This is a genomic window from Acinetobacter sp. ACNIH3, from assembly GCF_002918965.1.
Classification (GTDB): Bacteria; Pseudomonadota; Gammaproteobacteria; order Pseudomonadales; family Moraxellaceae; genus Acinetobacter; species Acinetobacter schindleri.
The window spans coordinates 1-22,116 of sequence record NZ_PQLP01000029.1 but is presented as its reverse complement, the minus strand read 5'-3'; the positions used below and the strand labels follow the sequence as shown (position 1 = coordinate 22,116).

Annotated in this window: 17 protein-coding genes; 8 read left to right on the top strand and 9 right to left on the bottom strand. The window is 44.0% G+C overall.

The features are described 5' to 3' along the window. Nucleotides 1-12 precede the first annotated feature (12 nt). From recD to pnp, 3 genes are all read left to right on the top strand, one after another. Nucleotides 13-1,785, top strand: coding sequence for an exodeoxyribonuclease V subunit alpha (gene recD / locus C3420_RS11560; protein WP_103800579.1), 1,773 nt, complete (start codon nt 13-15; stop codon nt 1,783-1,785). Between the two features lie 907 nt (nt 1,786-2,692). Beyond that, on the top strand, nt 2,693-2,962 hold the full coding sequence (gene rpsO / locus C3420_RS11550; RefSeq protein WP_004637724.1) for a 30S ribosomal protein S15: 270 nt from the start codon (nt 2,693-2,695) through the stop codon (nt 2,960-2,962). Between the two features lie 261 nt (nt 2,963-3,223). Further along, nucleotides 3,224-5,311, top strand: coding sequence for a polyribonucleotide nucleotidyltransferase (pnp, locus tag C3420_RS11545; protein WP_171056640.1), 2,088 nt, complete (start codon nt 3,224-3,226; stop codon nt 5,309-5,311). A 446-nt stretch (nt 5,312-5,757) separates the two neighbouring features. Here the strand turns inward: pnp and C3420_RS11540 are convergent, their stop codons facing one another. From C3420_RS11540 to C3420_RS11510, 7 genes are all read right to left on the bottom strand, one after another. Then, nucleotides 5,758-6,021: a YdcH family protein gene (locus C3420_RS11540; protein ID WP_103800581.1), complete on the bottom strand. Its 264-nt coding sequence runs from the start codon at nt 6,019-6,021 to the stop codon at nt 5,758-5,760. A gap of 82 nt (nt 6,022-6,103) precedes the next feature. Continuing rightward, nucleotides 6,104-6,433 (bottom strand): chaperone modulator CbpM, encoded by a 330-nt coding sequence (locus C3420_RS11535; protein ID WP_008303908.1) that lies wholly within the window; start codon nt 6,431-6,433, stop codon nt 6,104-6,106. Between the two features lie 506 nt (nt 6,434-6,939). After that, a complete protein-coding gene (locus tag C3420_RS11530) occupies nt 6,940-7,401 on the bottom strand; it encodes a DUF2147 domain-containing protein (protein WP_004813478.1) in 462 nt (153 codons plus the stop codon). Between the two features lie 194 nt (nt 7,402-7,595). Continuing rightward, on the bottom strand, nt 7,596-8,060 hold the full coding sequence (locus tag C3420_RS11525; protein ID WP_103800582.1) for a DUF2147 domain-containing protein: 465 nt from the start codon (nt 8,058-8,060) through the stop codon (nt 7,596-7,598). Between the two features lie 460 nt (nt 8,061-8,520). Continuing rightward, nucleotides 8,521-9,396: an Hsp33 family molecular chaperone HslO gene (hslO, locus tag C3420_RS11520; protein ID WP_004813475.1), complete on the bottom strand. Its 876-nt coding sequence runs from the start codon at nt 9,394-9,396 to the stop codon at nt 8,521-8,523. Nucleotides 9,397-9,446: 50 nt separating this feature from the next. Then, on the bottom strand, nt 9,447-11,300 hold the full coding sequence (locus tag C3420_RS11515; protein WP_103800583.1) for a cation:proton antiporter: 1,854 nt from the start codon (nt 11,298-11,300) through the stop codon (nt 9,447-9,449). A gap of 41 nt (nt 11,301-11,341) precedes the next feature. Continuing rightward, complete coding sequence (locus C3420_RS11510) at nt 11,342-13,579, bottom strand: primosomal protein N' (protein ID WP_103800584.1); 2,238 nt, start codon at nt 13,577-13,579, stop codon at nt 11,342-11,344. Nucleotides 13,580-13,714: 135 nt separating this feature from the next. Between C3420_RS11510 and gspF the strand changes: the two genes are divergently transcribed. From gspF to C3420_RS11495, 3 genes are all read left to right on the top strand, one after another. Next, nucleotides 13,715-14,920: a type II secretion system inner membrane protein GspF gene (gene gspF / locus C3420_RS11505; RefSeq protein WP_004813469.1), complete on the top strand. Its 1,206-nt coding sequence runs from the start codon at nt 13,715-13,717 to the stop codon at nt 14,918-14,920. An 88-nt stretch (nt 14,921-15,008) separates the two neighbouring features. Then, a complete protein-coding gene (gene gspG / locus C3420_RS11500) occupies nt 15,009-15,476 on the top strand; it encodes a type II secretion system major pseudopilin GspG (protein ID WP_227499334.1) in 468 nt (155 codons plus the stop codon). Between the two features lie 284 nt (nt 15,477-15,760). Further along, nucleotides 15,761-16,096: a hypothetical protein gene (locus C3420_RS11495; protein ID WP_004890469.1), complete on the top strand. Its 336-nt coding sequence runs from the start codon at nt 15,761-15,763 to the stop codon at nt 16,094-16,096. A 202-nt stretch (nt 16,097-16,298) separates the two neighbouring features. Here the strand turns inward: C3420_RS11495 and lnt are convergent, their stop codons facing one another. After that, nucleotides 16,299-17,861, bottom strand: coding sequence for an apolipoprotein N-acyltransferase (lnt, locus tag C3420_RS11490; protein WP_071320704.1), 1,563 nt, complete (start codon nt 17,859-17,861; stop codon nt 16,299-16,301). Then, nucleotides 17,858-18,697: an HlyC/CorC family transporter gene (locus C3420_RS11485; protein WP_004813460.1), complete on the bottom strand. Its 840-nt coding sequence runs from the start codon at nt 18,695-18,697 to the stop codon at nt 17,858-17,860. The genes lnt and C3420_RS11485 overlap by 4 nt, the downstream gene beginning before the upstream one ends. Before the next feature lie 201 nt (nt 18,698-18,898). On the opposite strand from C3420_RS11485, the gene tusA reads away from it, so the two are divergent. Both tusA and C3420_RS11475 read left to right on the top strand, forming a co-directional pair. Then, nucleotides 18,899-19,156, top strand: a complete 258-nt coding sequence (gene tusA, locus C3420_RS11480; protein ID WP_004813458.1) for a sulfurtransferase TusA — start codon at nt 18,899-18,901, stop codon at nt 19,154-19,156. Between the two features lie 249 nt (nt 19,157-19,405). After that, nucleotides 19,406-22,027, top strand: a complete 2,622-nt coding sequence (locus C3420_RS11475; RefSeq protein WP_103800585.1) for a type VI secretion system Vgr family protein — start codon at nt 19,406-19,408, stop codon at nt 22,025-22,027. The last annotated feature ends 89 nt before the right edge of the window (nt 22,028-22,116 follow it).

The window sequence follows — 22,116 nt, the reverse complement described above, 5'->3', positions numbered from 1 at the left end:
GAGGATAACTGTGTGGAAAATGAGCAAAATCACATATCACAGCTGGCTTCGCCATTGATGCCCTGGATCGAGCATATATGTCAGCCGCCATTCAGTTCAGCTAACTTTGGCGATGAGGCCAAGCTGCTCATGCATGCCGTACTGGAAGCCATGCAAAATGGTAACAGCTGTATTGACGCGGCAGAGGATCAAGTCGCCTTGCTGCACAATCTAGTGCGCCGTGGTGAGTCTGATCAGCATGCGATTGCACCCTTTATTTTTCAAGACCAGCAGTTGTACCTGTACCGTTACTGGAAAATGGAACAAGCAATCGCTGCGCATGTGGTTCGCATCAAATCCCAGCAGTTAAAAGCTGTTCAGTTGAATGGCTATCATCGCAGCCTGCTTGCTGATCCGCAACAGCAGAAAGCGCTGGAAATGGTGGCCAGTCAAGGTTTAAGTATCATTACGGGTGGCCCGGGAACCGGGAAAACCTATACGCTGGCACATATCATTGCGGTGCTGAATGAAAGTTTGCCGGACATCCGGATTGCCATGGCAGCACCAACCGGCAAAGCGGCACAGCGTATGAAAGAAGCGTTGCAAAATGCCTTGAGCAGTCCGGCACTGGCCCAGTTTGATCTGGAAGCCTTGCAACAGTTACAACCTGTGACCTTACACCGACTCTTGGGTCTGGGAATAACTGCACAGCCAAGATTCCATGCCCGACAGCCACTACCTTATGAGGTGATTGTGGTCGATGAAGCCTCTATGCTTGATCTGAGCCTGGCACAGATGCTACTGGCAGCGGTGCCAGATGGGGCGCGTTTGATTCTACTGGGCGATGCGAATCAGCTGGCTTCTGTCGATGTCGGCACCGTATTGGCTGATTTACAGCAGGTTCCGGCCCTAGCCAATAACCGGATCAATCTGATGAAAACTCGACGGTTTAGTGAAGGTGCACGGATTGGTGCATTGGCACATTTTATTCAGAAAGCACATCCTGATCAGGATCTGTTAACCGAATTTGAACAGCAAGTGGTAACTGCATCCGAGCTGCAGACCATTGATCTGGAGCAGATTGAAATTGACCATCTACAGCTGCAATACCTGCCGGAAAATCTACTGCTCAATGATGCTCAACCTTATTATGACCAGCTGATGTATGGTTATCAGGGCTATGTACAGGCTCTCAAAACAGGGGGAGGCAGTCAAGATTTTAATAGGTTTGTAGAGCAGATTATCCGTCATTTTGATGATTACCGTATCCTGACGGCAATCCGCCATGGGGTTTTGGGTCTGACCCGACTTAATCAACAGATTGAACAGCGCCTGCTCACTGCAACCGGGCAGATCAAGCAGGGCGACTGGTATATCGGTCGTCCGGTGATGATGACCTATAACGATTACCAGCTGGGACTATCGAATGGGGATATTGGGATCTGTTTCCTGCGGGAGCATCTTGGACAGCGCCAGTTTGAAGTCTATTTTCCGAGTCTGGAAAAATGGGTTTTAGCAACGCGCTTGCCCAAAAGTATTGAAACTGCCTTTGCTCTAACCATTCACAAATCCCAAGGTTCAGAGTTTAGGCACACTGCAGTCGTACTGGACCATAAAGCCAGTAACCTGTTAAGTAAGGAATTGATTTACACAGCGATTACACGTGCAAAAAAAGCCGTCACATTATTGGTAGATCGTGAAGCATTTATACAATCGTTAAGCCTGAAAACTACCCGTGGTAGTGGCTTAAGCAGAAAAATCATTGAACAGTGTCATAACTTTTCAGGTGATAGTGAAACTGATTAATGTAAGCATATGCTTACAGCGATTCAGGAGATTTGCGGATAGAGCTTCACTGCCCTTTTTGAGAAGATGGGCCCTACAAAGAACTCAACAAGGAAAGTTGAGTATAATCGCATAATTATTATAAGAAAGTCGTGAGACAGCGAACTTACATTGATGTAGGTGAAAAAAGAGGAAACTTACAGCCGCTAAGCCTTGTAGTTTTGGGAGAGACTACAAGGCTTTTTTATATCCTGAGTTTATGGAAAGGTAGCATAATTTTATAAATTATTTAATTTATCTAAATCATCCATGTAAAATGAACAAGATGGGTTAAAAATGAGATTTGTGTAATATTAATCACAATTTAGGTTAATTAATGTAAGAAAATACTTACATATAGATACGAAAAATGCGTCTATGAGTAGCCCGGCTTTATGGCAGAATCTACTACACAGGGATGTTGCAGTAAGAACATGGAAAGTTTTTATTAACAATAATAACTATAAAGCGCGATGCAGCGTAATAAAAACAATAAACAATAAAAAAATAATGAAGAAGAAGAAACTACAGCGCACAAGAAGCCCGAGTCCTCTCGGGCTTTTTTTTAAATAAAATTACCTGTGTATCTAGCCAATGAGGCGAAAGATCAGCTGTTTTATATTTGACTGAAATAATAAGGCGTTTTTCATAATCTTTAGTTCAATCTCTAACCCAGTTCGACAAGCTTTATCTTGCAGATAAACAATCTGATTCCAGTGAACTGAGTGGATTTCTTTAAATCTATCTATCGTCGCATGATCTATTTTTGCAATCTAACGTAATTTCCCTTAAAATATGCAACTTGCTGTAGTGATGCACGGCAGTCAATGTTCTGAATTCTCATTACTTTGATTTTTATCAAGATATATAAGCATCTCGGAGAAATCGAATGGCTTTAACAAACGCAGATCGCGCAGAGATCATCGCTAAATTCGCTCGCGCTGAAAACGACACTGGTTCACCAGAAGTTCAAGTAGCTCTTTTAACTGCTCAAATCAATGACTTACAAGGTCACTTCAAAGAGCATAAACACGACCACCATAGCCGTCGCGGTCTAATCCGTATGGTTAACCAACGTCGTAAGCTTCTTGACTACCTAAATGGTAAAGACCACGGTCGTTATGTTGCTTTGATCGGTGCTTTAGGTTTACGTCGTTAATTCGATTTAAGCTTTATTTTCGGGTTTATTGCATGCATTGTGCTTTACAGCTGAAAACTAAAGTCAGCTTGGCTTTTTAGTCAGGCCTAGGAAGGGGCGAATGTTTCGCTCCTTCTTTGTGTTTAAAATTAGTGTTTCTTTCTGGTGAGGTCGGCTTCTAAGCTTTGTCATTTACTCGTTCAAAAGGACGTGAATGCCAAACCTTAGGGGTCTCCACTAGAATAATTGTTCACAAGAACTAGGAAAAAATAAAACATGTCGATGTTTAATATTGTTCGTAAAGAATTCCAGTTTGGTCAGCACCAAGTGGTTCTTGAAACTGGTCGTGTTGCACGCCAGGCCAATACTGTTGTGATTACTATGGGCGGCGTAACTGTACTGGTTGCTGTTGTTGCCCAACCGACTGCTAAAGCGGGTCAAGACTTCTTCCCGTTAACCGTAAACTACCAAGAAAAGCAATATGCTGCAGGCCGTATCCCGGGTGGTTATGGTAAACGTGAAGGCCGTGCGTCTGAAGCTGAAACTTTAATTTCACGTCTGATTGACCGTCCAATCCGTCCATTATTCCCAGAAGGTTATTACAATGAAATCCAGGTGACTGCGACTGTAATTTCTTCTGACAAGACTATGGAAGCTGACATCGCTGCGATGTTAGGTACTTCTGCTGCACTTGCGATTGCGGGTACACCATTCCGTGGTCCAATCGGTGGTGCACGTGTTGGTTTGATCAACGGTGAATATGTTCTTAACCCGAACTATGAGCAAATGGCTCAGTCTGACCTTGACCTGGTGGTTGCGGGTACAGAATCTGCGGTATTGATGGTTGAATCTGAAGCGAAAGAACTTTCAGAAGACCAGATGCTGGGCGCTGTATTGTTCGGTCATGACGAAATGCAAATCGCGATTCAAGCAATTAAAGAATTTGCTGCTGCAGCTGGCGCGAAAGAATCAACTTGGGTTGCTCCAACTAAAAACGAAGATCTTCAGGCAAAACTGAAAGAAGCGTTTGAAGCGAAAATCTCTGAAGCGTACACCATTGCAATTAAGCAAGACCGTTATGCGGCACTTGATGCAATTCAAGCTGAAGCAGTTGCTCAATTCGTTCCTGAAAATGACGAAACTGGTATTGCAGACGACTTGAACGAATTGTTTGAAGATCTGAAATACCGCACAGTACGTGACAACATCTTGTCTGGTAAGCCACGTATCGATGGTCGTGACACGAAAACAGTTCGTGCACTTGACGTACAAGTTGGCGTGTTAGACCGTGCACATGGTTCAGCATTGTTTACACGTGGTGAAACTCAGGCGTTGGTAACAACAACTTTGGGTAACACACGTGATGCCTTGATGGTTGATACATTGTCAGGTACTAAAACTGACAACTTCATGCTTCACTACAACTTCCCTGCATACTCTGTAGGTGAAACTGGTCGTGAATCTGGTCCTAAACGTCGTGAAATTGGTCACGGTCGTCTGGCACGTCGTGGTGTGCAAGCTGTTCTTCCAGCAGCTGACCGCTTCCCGTACGTAATCCGCATTGTATCTGATATCACTGAATCGAACGGTTCATCTTCAATGGCTTCTGTATGTGGTGCTTCTTTGTCACTTATGGATGCAGGTGTACCAATTAAAGCACCAGTGGCTGGTATCGCGATGGGTCTTGTGAAAGAAGGCGAACGTTTCGCAGTTCTTTCTGACATCCTGGGTGACGAAGATCACCTTGGTGATATGGACTTTAAAGTAGCCGGTTCTGCCAACGGTATTACTGCACTTCAGATGGATATCAAAATCGAAGGTATCACTGAAGAAATCATGGAAGTTGCTTTGAACCAGGCGTATGCAGGTCGTATGCACATCCTGAATGCAATGAACCAGGTGATTTCACGTGCTCGTCCAGAAATTTCTATGCACGCACCGACTTTCCAGGTAATTACTATTAATCCTGACAAAATCCGTGACGTAATTGGTAAAGGTGGTGCGACTATTCGTCAAATCACTGAAGAAACCAAAGCTGCGATTGATATTGAAGACAATGGTACAGTACGCGTATTTGGTGAAACTAAAGCTGCTGCACAAGCTGCGATTGCAAAAATCCAGGCGCTGACTGCTGAAGTTGAACCAGGTACGATCTATACAGGTAAAGTGATTCGTATCGTTGAATTCGGTGCGTTCGTTAATATCCTGCCAGGTACTGACGGTCTGCTACACATTTCTCAAATTTCTAACGAACGTATTGCCAATGTTGCAGACGTATTGAAAGAAGGTCAGGAAGTGAAAGTACAGGTTGCTGATGTTGACAACCGTGGCCGTATCAAATTGACAATGAAAGACATTGAACAAGCTTAATTGTGAGATGACTTTTAAAGTCTGAAAAAAGCCTGCTTTATGCAGGCTTTTTTACATCTGAAGTTTATAAAATCAAAAAATACCGGCTGATTTAAGTGAGAAAAATCCGTTAGATCCAGTCAATATTTGAATTGCATCGCTTGCGATGATGTTGCTGAAGGATTATGTCTTGATCATATTTTTAGATTTTATTTTGACCAGAGCGCTGGCAGCAAATTAAAGTTAATTGAATTTGCTGCCAGTGCAGATGTGATCTAAACAATACTGAATTGATTCTTTCGCTTATGAACAAAATATCATCCACTAAATTATTTAGACCACCTTAGGTTTTTGGCATTTTTATAGAGGCAGGAAGTAGGATGCCAATCATTCTCCTGCTTATGCTTAAAATCACTTTTGGATTCTTATAACATGAGCTGCCTGCTTTTAGTCTTAACTATCCTGAATCAGGTCAAAGGATCTGCCTCTGAATTCTTGAGTAGTCTGTAAATCTCATCTTTTAGCTTTAATTTTTTTCGCTTGATTGCTTCGATGTCTGTATTGACAAGAGTTACCGGGTCTAATGCCAGCTGTGCAATCTGTCGATCCAGTTCATCATGTTCCTCAAAAATACGGGCGAAATACGGATTTTCATCCCGGAGCTGGGTAATAAGGTCGCGATATTCGGGGAACATGTACTTTAATTTTTTATTGCAATCTCTGGTTTTCATAATCAGTTATAAACTCAAAAAAATAATGTAAGAATCCCCGAACCATCTCAGTTTCAGCCGAGACAGACCAGGGAGGGGGAGGTTATTTGAAGTGCAGATGCTTCACTTCACGACGTAGCTGTTGAACTTCATCAATCAGATCCAGCATCATGGCGACAGCACTAAAAGATGCATCAAAATCACGTTGTAAGCGGTATGCCCGTTGTGCTCGGGTAACATCTTCACCAATGAAATGATAGGAAGTGTTACGACTACGGTTAGGTAAAATGCCATGTTCCATCAGCTGCATTACCCATTCCGGGCTTTGCCCGCATGCTTCTGCAAAATGGCTGAGATCAAATTGATGGTCATCCATGATTTCTGAGGGGATAAAACCCTGAGAAAAATTTTCTTTATATTGAATGGTGGTCATGGCCTGCTCCTTAAATATCCAGACTAAAGTCATTGCTGTGAATCAGATCGGGGGCATGTGTTAATAAATAGGATTGGAGATAATGCCTGAGATCAGATTTCCCATGCTTCAATATATGTGTGGCAGTCGTGCAAAAACTGCTGAAGGTACAAAACCTGCTTAAATTTAAGTTAGGCAAGTAGTGAGCTAAAAGTGGCTGATATCTGCCACGCCATAGCAACTGTTTTGCCGAACATTGGTCGAAAATAGTTTCAGATGCATCACCATATTGCTTATTTTTATTTTTGGACATCCCTTTGCCGTGACCCACTATTAATAAAGAGTCAGGTAATCGTTGGAGCATATAGGTATATGATCTGAACATAGTAAATGGATAAAAAATAACCGTGTTCGATCCATTATTCTGAGTTTTAGTGCACTACAACAGTGAAGATTTGTACCTTATTGTTTCAAATCATGACAATAAAAAAGCCTCTGAATAGAGGCTTTTTAAAATACTAACTAAATTAGTGTTTTATCCAAGTTACGCTGCGTCCAATTACGGAAACGCCTACATAACCACGCAGGGTTAAGCGTTTACCATTAGCGTTCAAACGTGCTTTACCTTTATAAATCTTGCCCCCAATTGGATCCAAGACTTGACCATCGATGTATTCATTTGGCTTATTTGGATTTTGTTTAAAATTCCAAATAAAAGGTAAACCAATGAACGGTTTACCTTTGAGCTTGCCAGGGCAGTTATGGCAAATAACTTGTTTTTCGGCACCTGGTAGACTCCGGGTTTCGACAATAATCCCTTCATAGGTGCCATCAGGTTTTTTGCGGATTTCGACATCTGCACGTGAATAGCCACTTTGGTCATCTACAGTCTTCCATATTCCAATCAATGGATCTACATTGGCTAAACTGCATACTGATACGGTTGCTAAAGAAATCCCCATACATAAAGCGCGTACTAATTGTTTCATATCCATCCTAGGAAATTATCGTGTTTTAAAAATAGATTTATTGCTCTAATTTATAAATAATAACTTTATAAATCAATTTATTATTTTGTGATGAAAGTTGTTTTAATACGGGTTAAATGAACGAAGAATCATGTTTTATCGAAAATGTTTGAAGCTTGTCCAAGTCATATCGCCTAACTTGGACAACGCAATTTTCAATTTTTGATCCAAGTCATATTACGCCCGACTGGAGATCCTTCAGTTCGGCTATGAATTGCCAGATGTCGGCCATTATTTTTCAGACGTGCACGTGCCTGATATAGTTTTCCCGAGATGGGGTCGAGCAGGGTGCCATTAATAAATTCGTTGGTCTTTTCTGGATGGCTGCTCAGACCTTTAAGCATGGTCAGTCCAACCAGAGGCTGATCCTTAAGAGAGCCGGTGCATTGAGTACAGTTTTGTTGTGGAAGTGCTCCCGGAACCTCACGTACATTTACAATCTCGGCCATATAACGATCTTTAGCATCCTTGCTGATGATGACATCTGCCAGAGAATAACCGGTACGGTCATCAATGGTTTTCCATTGTCCAAGCAGTGGATCATTGTTGGCAGATACTGACAGGCTAATCGTGCTTGCTGCTGCAAAAATCATGGAACAGAACAGTTTAAATTTCATCATCACACATTCCCCAAGTATTAAAAATGCTTCTAAAATCTTAAAGGCATAAAAATATTATGGGATTAATATAGCGTGAAAAATCTACTAATTACCAGTGAATAATCAAATATCTCCAAGAAAAATTAAAACCTAAATTGATGAAAAATCACATTAATCGAGAAATGTGGGACGTGATGAGTATTTGATGGATTAGCAGATTAAAAAGAAGAACCATTTAAAGTGGTCCATATAATCAGATCAGACCACCTTGGAAATCAGGATTGATTAATAAGGGATTGAGTTTATATTCATTAAGAATAGAGTGGGGCCAAATATTGCTATGTCCATATAGCCGTGTAGAGCTGAATGATATGGTAAGTTTGAGATTAAAAATATTTATTCTTCATAGAAAAGACAACTCTGGATTTATAAAAATAAAAGCACTCCTATTGAGTGCTTTTATTAACAAAGATACCTGTAATTAACTAAGGTGCTCACCGAACAGACCTAAAGCTTCTTCAGCAGTAAAGGTGTATTGGCTGTTACAGAACTGACAATCCATTTCAATTGGATTCTGGAATTCTAAAGTTTCACGAACAGATTCAACCCCGATCTGTTGCAAGGCAATGGCACAGCGTTCTTTAGAACAGGTACAACCGAATTTCAGCTGTTCTGCTTCAGGCAAACGGACTTGTTCTTCGTTATATAAACGATAGAGGATTTCATTGGTATCCAGGCTAACCAGTTCTTCTGCTTTCAAGGTTTCAGTCAACATGGTCACGCGTGGCCACAAATCCTCATCCACATAGCGTTGTTCTTCTTCACTATTACGTGGCAGAAGCTGGATCAGCAGACCACCTGAACGCTTCTGGTCACTTGCCAGCACAATACGGGTTGGAATCTGTGCAGACAGATCATAATACTGCATCAGACAGCCCGCCAGATTATGTTTATCCAGTGGTACGATACCTTGGTAGCGCTCACCGACTTCAGGCTCAATATTGATAAACAGTACAGGACTGATCAGGGCTTTTAGAACGGTACTGCTGTCTTCTGCCACCTGAAAACGGGGATCTTCTTCATAATCAGCCAACGCACGCACTTCACCACGATGGTTACATTCCGCCATCGCCCATTTAAACGTGCCAGTAGCCTGAATCTGCAGACTGATGCGTCCCTTGATTTTTAACGTACTTGCCAATAGGGCAGTCGCACTGAGCATCTCGCCCAAAAGGATTTGTACGGCAGGAGCATAGTCGCGCTGCGCTAAAATTGTTTGTAAAGCTTCTTGAAGATGCACTACTTCACCACGAACAGGGCTATCCTCAATAAAAAAGCGTTGGCGTAAATCAGACATAAAATTCTCCATAACCCTGCTTTAATGGTGACACTATTGTAAAACACAAGTTATGACAGATCATCTGTTATGGTATCAATTCCTGTGCCGTTGACATTCTGTTGCTTCTGTATTGGATTTATTACATTTTTACGATGTTGATCCTGTTCGAACAGGTAGCTTAACTCTGCCATGCTGCTGTGGTGTTGAGCATATAATGACTCAGAACCAGATTCAGCCTGCTGTTCTGCTTTTAATAAAGTTTCATCATACTGACGGAACTGTAGAATTGTCTGCTCAGCGAGTTCTACAGATTGATGGGTTGCTGCCAGTAATGACTGTGTCAGCGCTAGAGCAGAAAGATAAGTTTCACGGAAAACATTTTCCACACCCAGTTCATGCAGCAAATGTGCATGATGGCGATCACGCGCGCGTACCCACAATTTCAGATCAGGGTAATTCCAGCACAAATGACGTACGATCAGCAAAGAATCCTCAATATCATCAATCGCGACAATCACCTGATCTTTGGAAGCAATATCTGTCAGTTGTAGCGCCGTGGTTTCAGTTGCATCTGCCTGAAAGAAAGGAATAGCTTGATCTCTGAGTAGCTCGCTTGCTTCAACCGTATTGTCCATTACACTAAAGCTCAGACCTTGCTGATGAAGTACACGCGCTACGATTTGCCCAAAGCGACCAAAACCAATCAGTAAAATTGGTGTAGTGGCTAAAGGCTCTACCTGGGTATCAAAGTCTGCGACCAGATGATGCGAGCGATTTAATCGCGGTAAGATTTGTTGATCAAGCAACCAGTAGAGCGCTGGTGTCATTAACATGGATAACGCCAGCATGCATAGCAATGGTGATAACAAGCTGATATCTAAGATGGTATGGGTAACTGCAATAGTGAGTAACACAAAAGCAAACTCACCGCCTTGGGCCAGGCTAACTGCGGTTAAGGTGCTGGTACGCCAGCTATTTTGATAATAACGGGCAAGAGCCAGACTGAGCACAAATTTACTCAATATGATCAGCACGGCGCCACCAATGATCAATCCAGGCATCTGCAAAACATCACTTAGCTGAATCGCTAGGCCAATACTGATAAAACACAAACCGATCAATATGCCATGAAAAGGCTGAATGGCATTTTCGACGTGTGGTCTGAAATCGGAATCTGCCAGCAGAATTCCCGCAAATAAGGCCCCTAAATATAGTGTTAGTCCCAGTGTCTGCATCAGTACCAACAAGCCGAGGATTACAAAAATTGCCACCAAAGCATGCAGGTCATGGCTGCTGCTTCTGGCAATCCAGCGATACAGGGGTTGCATCAAATAGCGGTTACACAGGAACAGTCCGGTAAAGGTTGCCATAATGGCAGCAAAATAAGCCACGCCATGTTCAGTCGAACTTACTCCGGAAAATAGTGGAATAATGGCAATTAGTGGAATCAGCAGCAGGGCTTGAATTAATAAACTGATATAACTGAGCTGACCATGGGAAGTCGCGAGTTGCTCCTGTCGCATCAGATGTTGAATACTGAGTGTCATCGCAGACAGGCTGCCAGCCAGCCCAATGACGACACTGGCGATGAGACTTTGCTGTAAAAAAATGGCAGAACATAAGCTCAGAATGGCACCTGACCCCAAGACCAGTGCAGCAGTTGAGATCCAGGCAGAATGAGGCATCTGGATGAAGCGTTGTGGCCGTAGTTGTAAACCCGTCCAGAACAGCAGAGACAGGATACTGATTTGCATTAGCATCGAACGAAGTTGGGGATCAGTAATGAGATTCAGTGTTTCAGAACCGAGCACAAGGCCTGTCAATAAATAACCCAGCACTGCTGGCAGTTTCAAATAGCGGGTGATTGGTACAATCAGCAATGCTGCCACCAGAATTAATGTAATTTGCAACAGTATCGACATGTTTAACCTTAAATCTTATTTCCGTATTGCAGCTTGCAGGATTAGCTCAGTTCTTGTGGATCGACATCCAGGCTTAACTTCATTGAGGAAGGCTTGTCTTGCAGCATGGCTTGCCACCATGCCCTGATATAATAGTGCAAACGTGGACGGTCTGCAGACAGTAGTACCATATGTGATTGGTAACGGCCCGCCTTGCGTTCCATTGGTGCGGGAATAGGTCCCCAGATCTCCAGTTGCAGGTCCTGATACTGCCTTAAGAAGGCAGCATGTTTCTGTAAGAACTCTGTATTTAATGCCTGATCACGTGATTCGCAACGGATCATCACCGCATAGCGATAGGGTGGCATGCGGGCAATCTGACGCTGCTCTAAGGTCTGTTTAGCAAAAGCCCGGTAATTATCTGTCACCAAGGTATTTAGCAAAGCATGATCAGGACGTAAGGTCTGTAGATAGACATCACCCTTGTGCTCGCCACGACCGGCACGACCAGCCACCTGTACAATCAGTTGGGCAGTGCGTTCGGTGGCACGGAAGTCTACACTGAGCAGACCAGAATCAATATCTAAAATAGCGACCAGTGTGACATAGGGGAAATGGTGACCTTTGGCCAGCATTTGCGTACCGAGTAAAATCGCCGGCTCGCTTTTCTGAATCTTGTCATAGATTTTCTGCCAGCTACCGACCCGGCTGGTAGAGTCACGATCTACCCGAATGATTTCATGATCGGGAAAGAGTTCATTCAATTGCTCTTCGACCTTGCCGGTTCCCATGCCGAGTGTTTTGAGTTCAGTATGATTGCAGCTTGGACAATGATCCGGCATACGGTGCAGGGTGCCACAATGGTGACAATGCAAATGTTGATATGGCTGACGGTGTACAGTGAAATTGGCATCACAGTTTGGACACTGTGCCTGCCAGCCACAGCTGTCACAAATCAAAACGGGTGCATAACCACGGCGGTTCAGGAATACCAGTACCTGTTCCTTTTTTTCCAGACGTTTGCGTATTTCCTGAATCAGATGCACGCTGATGCCATGCTGTTTCTGTGCCACCTTTAAATCTAAAATATGAATCTTTGGCATTAAGGCTGTACCAGCACGCTGGTTAAGTTCCAGTACCTGCATTTTGCCATTGGCAACCAGTGCATACGTATCGATGCTGGGTGTGGCAGAGCCCAGAAGCACCGGACATTGCTGCAAATGCCCGCGATAAAGCGCAACATCTCGGGCATGATAACGGAAGCCTTCCTGCTGTTTAAAAGACAGATCATGTTCCTCATCCAGGATGATCAATCCTAGATTGGGCATCGGGGTATAAATGGCAGAACGGGTACCCAGCACAATCGAGGCTTTACCGGTTTCTGCAGCTTGCCAGGCTTGCAGACGTTTCGAGTCATTTAAACCAGAATGTAACAAGGCAATATGACAATGGAAACGTGACTGGAACCGGCTAATGGTTTGTGGCGTTAGGCCAATTTCCGGTACCAGCACTAAAACCTGTTTTCCCTGTTTCAGCACCTTTTCCATGATCTGCAAATAAACTTCAGTCTTGCCGCTGCCGGTCAGACCATCCAGTAAAAAGGCTTGATATTTATTTTTAAATTTCAGTACCTGTTGAATGGCATGCTGCTGTTCCGGATTGGCTGTAAGCGGCATTTGTGCCAATTGAACAGGCTGCGGGCTGAAATCCTGAGGTTCCAGCACACATTCACAAATTCCTTTTTTCTCTAAAGCTTTTAGGGTAGCTGTTTCGATCCCTGCCAGGTTCAGTACAGTTTCAGTGGTACCGACTGGATGCAATTTTAAAATTTTATAGGCTTCCTGCTGACGCTCGGAACGGCGCACCTTGGCTTCTGCCTGGTCATCTAACAGTTTCCAGTTCCGGGCCAGCAGGTTATAGGGCTTACCCTGACGTAATAAGGTTGGCAAGGCACTTTGCACCACTTCACCAATCGGGAACTGGTAATACTGCGCTGACCAGTTCAGCAGATTCAGTACCTTGTCATCAATGAGTGCCCGGTCATCCAGTAATTCAGTAATCTCTTTAAGTTTAAAACTGGAATCTAGCGGAGTGTCTGGCGGTAGCTTTTCCATAATGACCCCAACCAGATTCTGCCGCCCGAAAGACACCGCCACGCGCGCACCCACCTCAGCCTGCTGATATTGTGCCGCACTTAAACTGTAATCAAAACAGTCAAACAGATGAACAGGAACAGCAACACGAACACGATAAACTGAAGGAGTTGAGGCTGGGTGATCTGAGATGGGCAAGTGAGACATCCTGATGAATTTTCGTCGTGCTAAAAAGGCAGTTGTGTTAGAGTGAGCAGATATTTTATATCTAAGAATATGAATGATTTTGATGGTCTGACGCAACTGCGTTGGGGCAAATTTTTGGAAAATTAGAGCATTACAATGCCAGCATATCAATTTATCGCGCTTGATGCTTCGGGTAAGCAGCAAAAAGGCGTACTGGAAGGGGACTCTGCACGTCAGATCCGTCAGCAACTTCGGGACAAAGCCTTGATTCCGGTGTCTGTTGATCCAGTCGAGCAAAAGGACAAGCATTACCGGCCGCGCTGGTTTGAAAAAAGCCTTACAGCTTATGACCTGGCACTGATGACCCGGCAACTCTCTGTTCTGGTTGCCGCCGGTATTCCGCTGGAAGAAGCCATTCGCGCCGTCGGTAAACAAAGCGAAAAGGTGCATGTACAGAATCTGCTGATGTCGGTGCGTTCCAAGGTGCTGGAAGGGCATAGTCTGGCACAGGGCTTGCAGCAATCCGGCCGCTTTCCGGAACTGTATATTGCAACCATTGCTGCCGGTGAACGTTCCGGACATCTGGACCTGATTATGGACCAGCTGGCGGACTATACCGAAAACCGCTTTGCCATGCAGAAAAAAATTCAGGGTGCGATGATTTACCCGATTATTCTGCTGCTGATGTCCTTTGCCATTGTGATGGGCCTGATGACCTATGTCGTTCCAGACATTGTCAAAACCTTTGACCAGAGCAAAGATGCTTTGCCATGGATCACGGTCGCGTTGATGAAAGCCAGTGACTTTATCCGGATGGCTTGGCCTTTCATGTTGGCTGGTAGTGCCGTTGCTATTTTCCTGCTGGTGCGTTTTCTACGCACCACCGCAGGACATTATGCTTTTGACCGCCTGACCTTGAAATTACCGCTATTTGGCAAACTATCACGTGGGATTAATGCGGCACGCTTTGCCAGTACCCTGTCCATTTTAACTCGTTCTGGGGTACCGCTGGTCGATGCCTTAAAGATTGGTGCGGCGGTCAGCAATAACTGGGTCATTCGTGATGCCGTTAATCTGGCAGCAGAAAAGGTGACTGAAGGCGGCAACCTGGCGACCCAGCTGGAGCGTAGTGGTTATTTCCCACCGATGATGGTACAAATGATTCGAAGTGGTGAAGCTTCCGGGGAACTAGACCGGATGCTGGACCGGGCATCAACCATGCAGGACCGTGAAGTGACCACACTGATTTCGACGTTACTGGCTTTGCTGGAACCTCTTATGCTGGTGCTGATGGCAAGTATTGTGTTAGTAATCGTAATTGCGGTGATGCTGCCAATTGTGAATATGAATAATATGATTTAAATAAAGTGTGGGTAGAATTCCAATTATAAGCCCAAACAGATTTTCAAAATTAAGCAATGAGAGACATGGAGTGAAAAGGACTGAGATGATGAATGAACAGCCAGATTCTTTAAAAACAGGCTCAGGTATGACGCGTATCAAACATGCTTCGGGTTTTACCCTGATCGAAGTAATGGTCGTGATTGTGATCCTGGGCGTATTGGCTGCACTGATCGTACCTAACGTGATGGGCCGTGGTGAGAAGGCAAAAGTTGATACTACAGTGATCAAACTGCAAAGCGTGGCCGGGTCTCTGGACCAGTACAAGCTGGATAATGGTAAGTATCCAAGTATGCAGGAAGGTGGTTTAGATGCTTTAGTCAACAAACCTGCATCTGCAAAAAACTGGTTACCGGGTGGCTATGTCAAAGGCGGTTATCCGAAAGACAGTTGGGATAATGAATTGCAATATGTCATTCCTGGTACGGATGGACGTTCATTTGACCTTTATTCATTTGGTGCTGATGGCCAGTCTGGCGGTGAAGGCACAGATGCGGATATTTATTATCAGCCTTAATTGAGAATCATTATAAATTTCTTCTTTATGGAATATATCACTTCATTTAATTGGGTATCTCAATACTAAGTGAAGTGATAATAACTCTTAATACATAAATATAATCTAAATACATGAATTTAAAATTAATTTTATAATCCATTCTATTTGATAGTCATAATAAGAAGTATTCCCATGTTTATCGATTACAATTATCGTAAAATATGAATAAATATAGACTTTTCATTTCCATAAAAAAGCTCATAATGATTTCTATGGCACAAATTCGGCCAAAGGAGATGGGTATGAAAGCATTAATTATAAGAGATGAAATAAATCAGTTTCATTGGACAATGCTGAAATCTGTCTTTTTGGTTCTAAGCATTCTTCCGGTGAGCCAAGCAGTTTTGCATTTGTGGCAAAGCACGGAAGGTAGCAGCCAGATCATGGTAGGTTTCTTTGCACTGAGTCTGATGAGCAGCTTGTTAGCTTTGTGCTTCTGGTCGGCATTAAAAGCCAGCGTCATGGAGGTGAAACAGGAAGAAATTTCATCCTTTGAGCGTGGCGTGGTTCAGCTCTACCGTTTTCTGCCGATGCTATCATTGGCCAGTATGATGTCCTATCTTGCTGTACAGATTTAATTATCTTTCCAATAAAAAAAACCGGGGCATAAGCCTCGGTTTTTATTTTTAAAATATTGCATAAAACTTCCTCTCCCTCTGGGAGATGAAAAGCACTGCTTTGCAAGAGAAGAGGGTAAAAATTTACCTCTCCCTAACCCTCACTTGCGCTAATTTAAAAAGCAGTGCTTTAAAATTAGCTCAGGAGAGGGAACTTAAGAAATTATCTTCTCGACTTAAAGCTGACATCCACTTTACGTGGGCGGAAACGCCATCCAAGTAATAACAGCAGGGTTGAGAGAATCAGTACAGGCCAGTCACTCAGTTTCGTATACAGCGTTTCACCCTGCATTGCTGGCAACTCACCGCGTAATACCGCTTCTTGATCCATAGGCGCACGTTTCACGATATGACCATTATGATCAATAAAGGCGGTTACACCGGTATTGGTCGCACGGATAAACCAGCGACCATTTTCCTTGGCCCGCATTTGCACCATTTGCAGGTGTTGCTGCGGTCCAGCAGTTCCAGTAAACCAGGCATCATTAGATACCGTTACCAGAAAGTCGCTTTGACTGGCATTGCGACGGGTCAGATTCGGATAAGCGACTTCATAGCAAATCGCAGAGCCCAGATGCTGATTTTTGATATTTAGCGGTTGCTGATCATTTGCCCCACGAGAAAAACCGCTCATAGATGGATCATTTTGCAAAGCGGGAAGTACCCAGCTGAGCGCGCCGGAAAGTGGGATGTATTCACCAAATGGCACCAAGCGCTGTTTTTTATATAGCCCACTGGCTTCATCACCGATGGCCATGATGCTGTTGTAATACTTAGGTGTGCCTTCGGCTTGGGATTCTTTCAGATCCCAATAAGGAATACCAGTAACCCAGGAGCTTCCGGATTTCTCTGCCTGTGCTTTCATCGCATCTAGGAAATCAGGAATATCGGCCTGAAACATCGGAATCGAAGATTCTGGCCACACGATCAAATCACGACCCCATTCGGTCTTGGTCAGATTGGCATAGATCAGCAGGGTTTTAACCTGATATTCAGTCAACCATTTCAAATCTTGTGGAATATTACCCTGAATCAGAGACACGCTGAGTGGCTTAGTGCCTTCTTTCTGTTCCACAAAAGTCAGTTGCGAAGCTCCCCAGGCACCCAGCAAAAGCAGCAGGGATGGGATTGCCCAGAACACACGACGATTAAGAATCTCAACCAAAGCACAAGCCAGTATGATCACCACGAAGGATACGCCAAACACACCGAAGAGTGGCGCATAGCCATCCAGCAAACGTTCGGTAAAGGCATAGCCGGCAAATAGCCATGGGAAACCTGTAAAGACCCAAGTCTTCGCCCATTCAAACAGTACCCACAATGGCGCAAAGGTCAGAGGGGTTTCCGGAAAGAAGCGACGGTAGATAAAGGTCTGTACTGCGGTAAATAGACCCATGACCAAGGCCATGATCAGAATCATCACGACACTAAGGAATGAGCTGGTATCACCATATTCATGGATCGAGGTATACAACCAGAATGCACCAACAAACCATAAACCAATGCCATAAGCCCAGCCAATACCAAAAGCCTGTTTGGCACTGCGTTTACGCAGACAAGCATAAAGCAGCGCCGGAGACAGGATGGCCAACCACCAATAGTGGTACGGCGCCAGTGCAAAACTGAAGATGGCACCGGAAAATAAAGACAGCAGCAGTGGATAAATCAGTGGAAGTTGCTCAGAACTTTCAGACAGCTTCAACAACTTGTCGAAATGTGCCCTCATTGGCGCACAGCCCGAATCGAATGAATAGAACGGGCATCCGCTTCCAGAATGGTAAAGATCCAATTTCCAAGCTCAATCACCTGACCTTCTAAATCGCTCACCAAGCCGATTTCCTGCAATAACAGGCCACCCATGGTTTCTACTTCATCATCAGAAAAGTCGGCATCGAGCATATTGTTAAAATGCTCAATTGGAGTCAGTGCTTGCACAATCCAGGTATTGGCTGTGGTCGGATCATTGTCGGGAACAATATACAATGCTTCTTCATCAGCAATATCATGTTCATCTTCAATTTCACCAACAATCTCTTCCAGAATGTCTTCTAATGTCACCAGACCAGAAGTGGAGCCATATTCATCAATTACGACTGCAATATGGGTCTGGGTATTTTTCAACATACGCAAAACCTGATCTGAACGTGCACTTTCAGGTACGAACAGTGGCTGGCGCATTAAGGCACGGATATCCACCTTAGAAGTCGGTTCGGTCAGGAAAGGCAGCAAGTCTTTGGCAAGCAAAATACCCACCACATTATCAGGCTGATCTGATGAAAATACGGGAAAACGCGAATGCGCTGATTCTACCAAAACATGCAGAATATCAAGAAGCTGGTCATCTTCCTGTAAGCTGATCATGGAAGTGCGTGGTGTCATCACTTCACGAATTTTGGTCGCTGGAAGGTCGAGTACGCCTTCTAGCATCGCTACAGTATCGGGTTCTAGAAATCGACGTGAATCTTGTACTAGTTTTAGCAGTTCGTCGCGAGTTTCGGGAGCGGTTCCCAGCCATTTGCGTAAGCCGCGCATACCCCACGACGGGCCTGATTCCTCGTGCATGATCTTTCCTAAAAACTCTTAATATCTAAAAAAATGTAATTTTATCATACCGCAGAAAATGCAGTTGTCTATTGCAATTATTTAAGGCGACCGTGACTGTCGCAGTCAACTGTTTAAAACGAAAATGACAATAAAGCCAGTCATGGGTACAGACACATGTTTATGTTAAAATAACCTGGTCTTTCTCTCCTGAGCCTGCCGATGTCTGAAGCTGAAATTACTCCTAGCCTGCAACTAAATACCCGCGGTTTACGCTGTCCAGAACCTGTGATGATGCTGCATCAGGCGATTCGTAAGTCCAAGTCAGGTGATGTGGTTGAGGTGTTTGCAACGGATAATTCGACTTCATGGGATATTCCAAAATTCTGTATGCACTTGGGGCATGAATTACTGTTACAAGAAGAACGCCTGGATGAAAATGGCAATAAAGAGTTTCATTATCTGGTAAAGAAAGGGTAATAACGTGTTGGGCAGATGAGCTGAATCATTTGCCCTGCTTCGATTAATCAATACTTTCTGGGCGTGAAGCCTATTTCACAATAATAACTTGATTCTAGAAAGATAAAGTTTAAAAAAGCTCATCTCTTTAGCAAGCAAACATATTTTCTCTGGTCAGAGAATAATTGAAGCAAATCCATCAGACCAAACTGGCTAGGCTTAATCAATTAAATTTATTATAATGCCGAAAAAATAAGCATAAAAATAAAAATGATCAGAAATTCTATTGCTCAAATACTCGAACAATTGGGATTAAGCGCACAGAAACGCGCTTTACATATTCAGTTTTCTAATCAACAGCTTAATTCGGAAATCTTTCTGCAGCGTATTGATGGACAGCATGTGCTCAATCAAGGGTTGAAGATTGAACTTATTTGTTTATCTAGCAATGCTCTGATTCCTCTCAAAAGCTTCATAGGTAAACAGGTCGCGGTAGATCAGGTAACAGACCAGGGGCAGCTTTTTCGCAGTTCAGGCATTATTACCCAGGCAGCTCAGGGGCAAAGTGATGGCGCATTAACGCTTTATAAACTTACTTTGGAAGATGCCACTTCACTTTGGCACAAACGCCGGAATAGCCGTGTGTTTATGGGCAAAAGTGTCCGCGATATTACCAGAATATTATTTGAGGAATGGCAGAGTAAAAGCCCATTATTTGCGGCTGCACTCAAGCTGGATTTATCCGGTTTGCAGCAGACCTATGATGTGCGTCCTTTTAGTATGCAGTCAAATGAAACTGACTATGAATTTTTAACCCGTTTATGGCGCAGTGAAGGTATTAACTGGCTGATTGATGAATCTGAGCTATTGCTCCTACATTCCTCTGCACCGATTACAGCACAGAAACTCAGATTGATTGATGATAATAGCCAATATCAGGCTCTAAGCCGCCGGGTAATCCGTTTCCATCGTTCTAGTGCTACCGAACAGGCAGATAGCATGACCAGCTTTATTGCAGAGCGAAAATTACAGCCGACTGCTGTACATATCCAGCGCTGGCATGCTGATCGCTTGAATCAGGAAGAAGGTGCATGCTCAGTACAAAGCAGGCATCAGCATAGTGAAACTCAGGATAATGCCTGTCTGGGACTGGAACAGGCGTGGCATATCAGTCCGGCATGGGTTACTGACCTCAAGCATGAAGACCAGGCTACGTCAGCATCAAATGCGCAAATTGAGAAAGTTAACCAGAACCTGCAACATTTTTATGATGCGCAGGCCAAGCAGTTTTTAGCAACATCCACTGTACGTGATGCGCAAGTCGGTTACTGGTTCCGACTAGATCAGCATCCAGAAATTGACCAGCATCAGGTAGCCGATAAAGAATTTCTGATTCTTTCCAAGCAATTCTATAACCAGAATAATCTACCCAAAGACCTGAATGCACAGGTGAATGCTTTAATCCAGCAAAGCCAGTGGCAGCTGACAGAAGTTAAAGATGCTGATGAGCGCCAGGCCAATCATTTAGTCTTACAACGTCGCAATATTCCTTTGGTTCCTGAATATCAGCCTTTATTGCATCGACCACCAGCCTGCCCGCAACGGGCAAAAGTAGTAGGGCCAGAAAGTGAAGACATTTATGTGGATGAATGGGGACGCATCAAAATCCGGTTTTTATTCACCCGTCCGGACGATCATACCCATGATAATGGAGCCGGAACGAATGACAGTGATGCTGACTCGGCCTGGGTAGATGTTCTCACGCCTTGGGCAGGGGAAGGTTATGGTGTGCGCTTCTTGCCACGTATTGGTGAGATTGTTGTGGTCGACTTTTTTGATGGCAATATTGACCGGCCTTTTGTGGTGGGCCGAATTCATGAAGGTCAGCGTTCACCAACAAAATTTGACAAGAAAGGACGCTTACCAGAGACCCAAAAACTTAGTGGTATTCGCTCTCAAGAAGTGCAAGGAGAAGGTTTTAACCAGTTACGTTTTGATGATACCACCGGACAGATCAGTGCACAGTTGCATAGCAGCCATGCTGCGAGTCAACTTAACCTGGGTGATTTGAGCCATCCGAAAGAACAGGCTGAAAGTGAGAGGCGTGGAGAGGGATTTGAGCTGAGAACAGACCAGTGGGGGGCAATACGGGCAGGTGAAGGTCTACTGATTTCGACCCACAAACAGCAGGTTGCAAGGGGTTCACATATGGAAGCTGAACCAGCGAAAAGCCAGCTTCAATCAGCTCTACAGATGAGTCAGGTGCTCAGTGATGTGGCTAAAAATCAGCAAACTGATCCAGTGGAAATTTTTGAGAAGTTAAAAAGCCTGATTGAGCAGATTGAACAACAGGATCAGAAAAAAGCTGCTGCCTTTAAACAGGCAATCATGATCCTAACGGCACCACAATCGATTGCGCTGAGTACCCAGCAGGACATTCATCTATCTGCTGCTGGTCAAATCAGCCACATTGCAGGAGAGAGTATTAACCTGAGTACACAACAATCTTTGATTGCCCATGCCAGCCAGAAACTAAGCCTGTTCGCAGCGCAAGACGGAGCACGCTTATATGCAGGTAAAGGCAAAGTCGAGATTCAGGCACAAGGAGATGAAATAGATGCTATTGCGCGTAAAGGTATCAAAATTATCTCTACTGAAGATCAGATCGAAATTACTGCGGCCAAAAAGATTGTACTAACCGCGGGCGGGTCACAGATTGAAATCAGTAGTGCGGGAATTTTGTCAACCACTGGTGGCAAGTTTGAAGTGAAGGCAGGGCAGCATCAGTTTGTACCTGGCACGAAAGTAAATATGAACTTACCATTCTTCCCACAAAGTGTGTGTTGGGAATGTCTGATCCTAGCCAAAATAATGGACAGCACTTCCCTCTAAAGATAACGTAACGTTAACTTTGGAGATACAAGAAATGGCTAAACGCTTTAGTCCAGAATTTAAACAGCAAGCAATTGATTATGCACTTT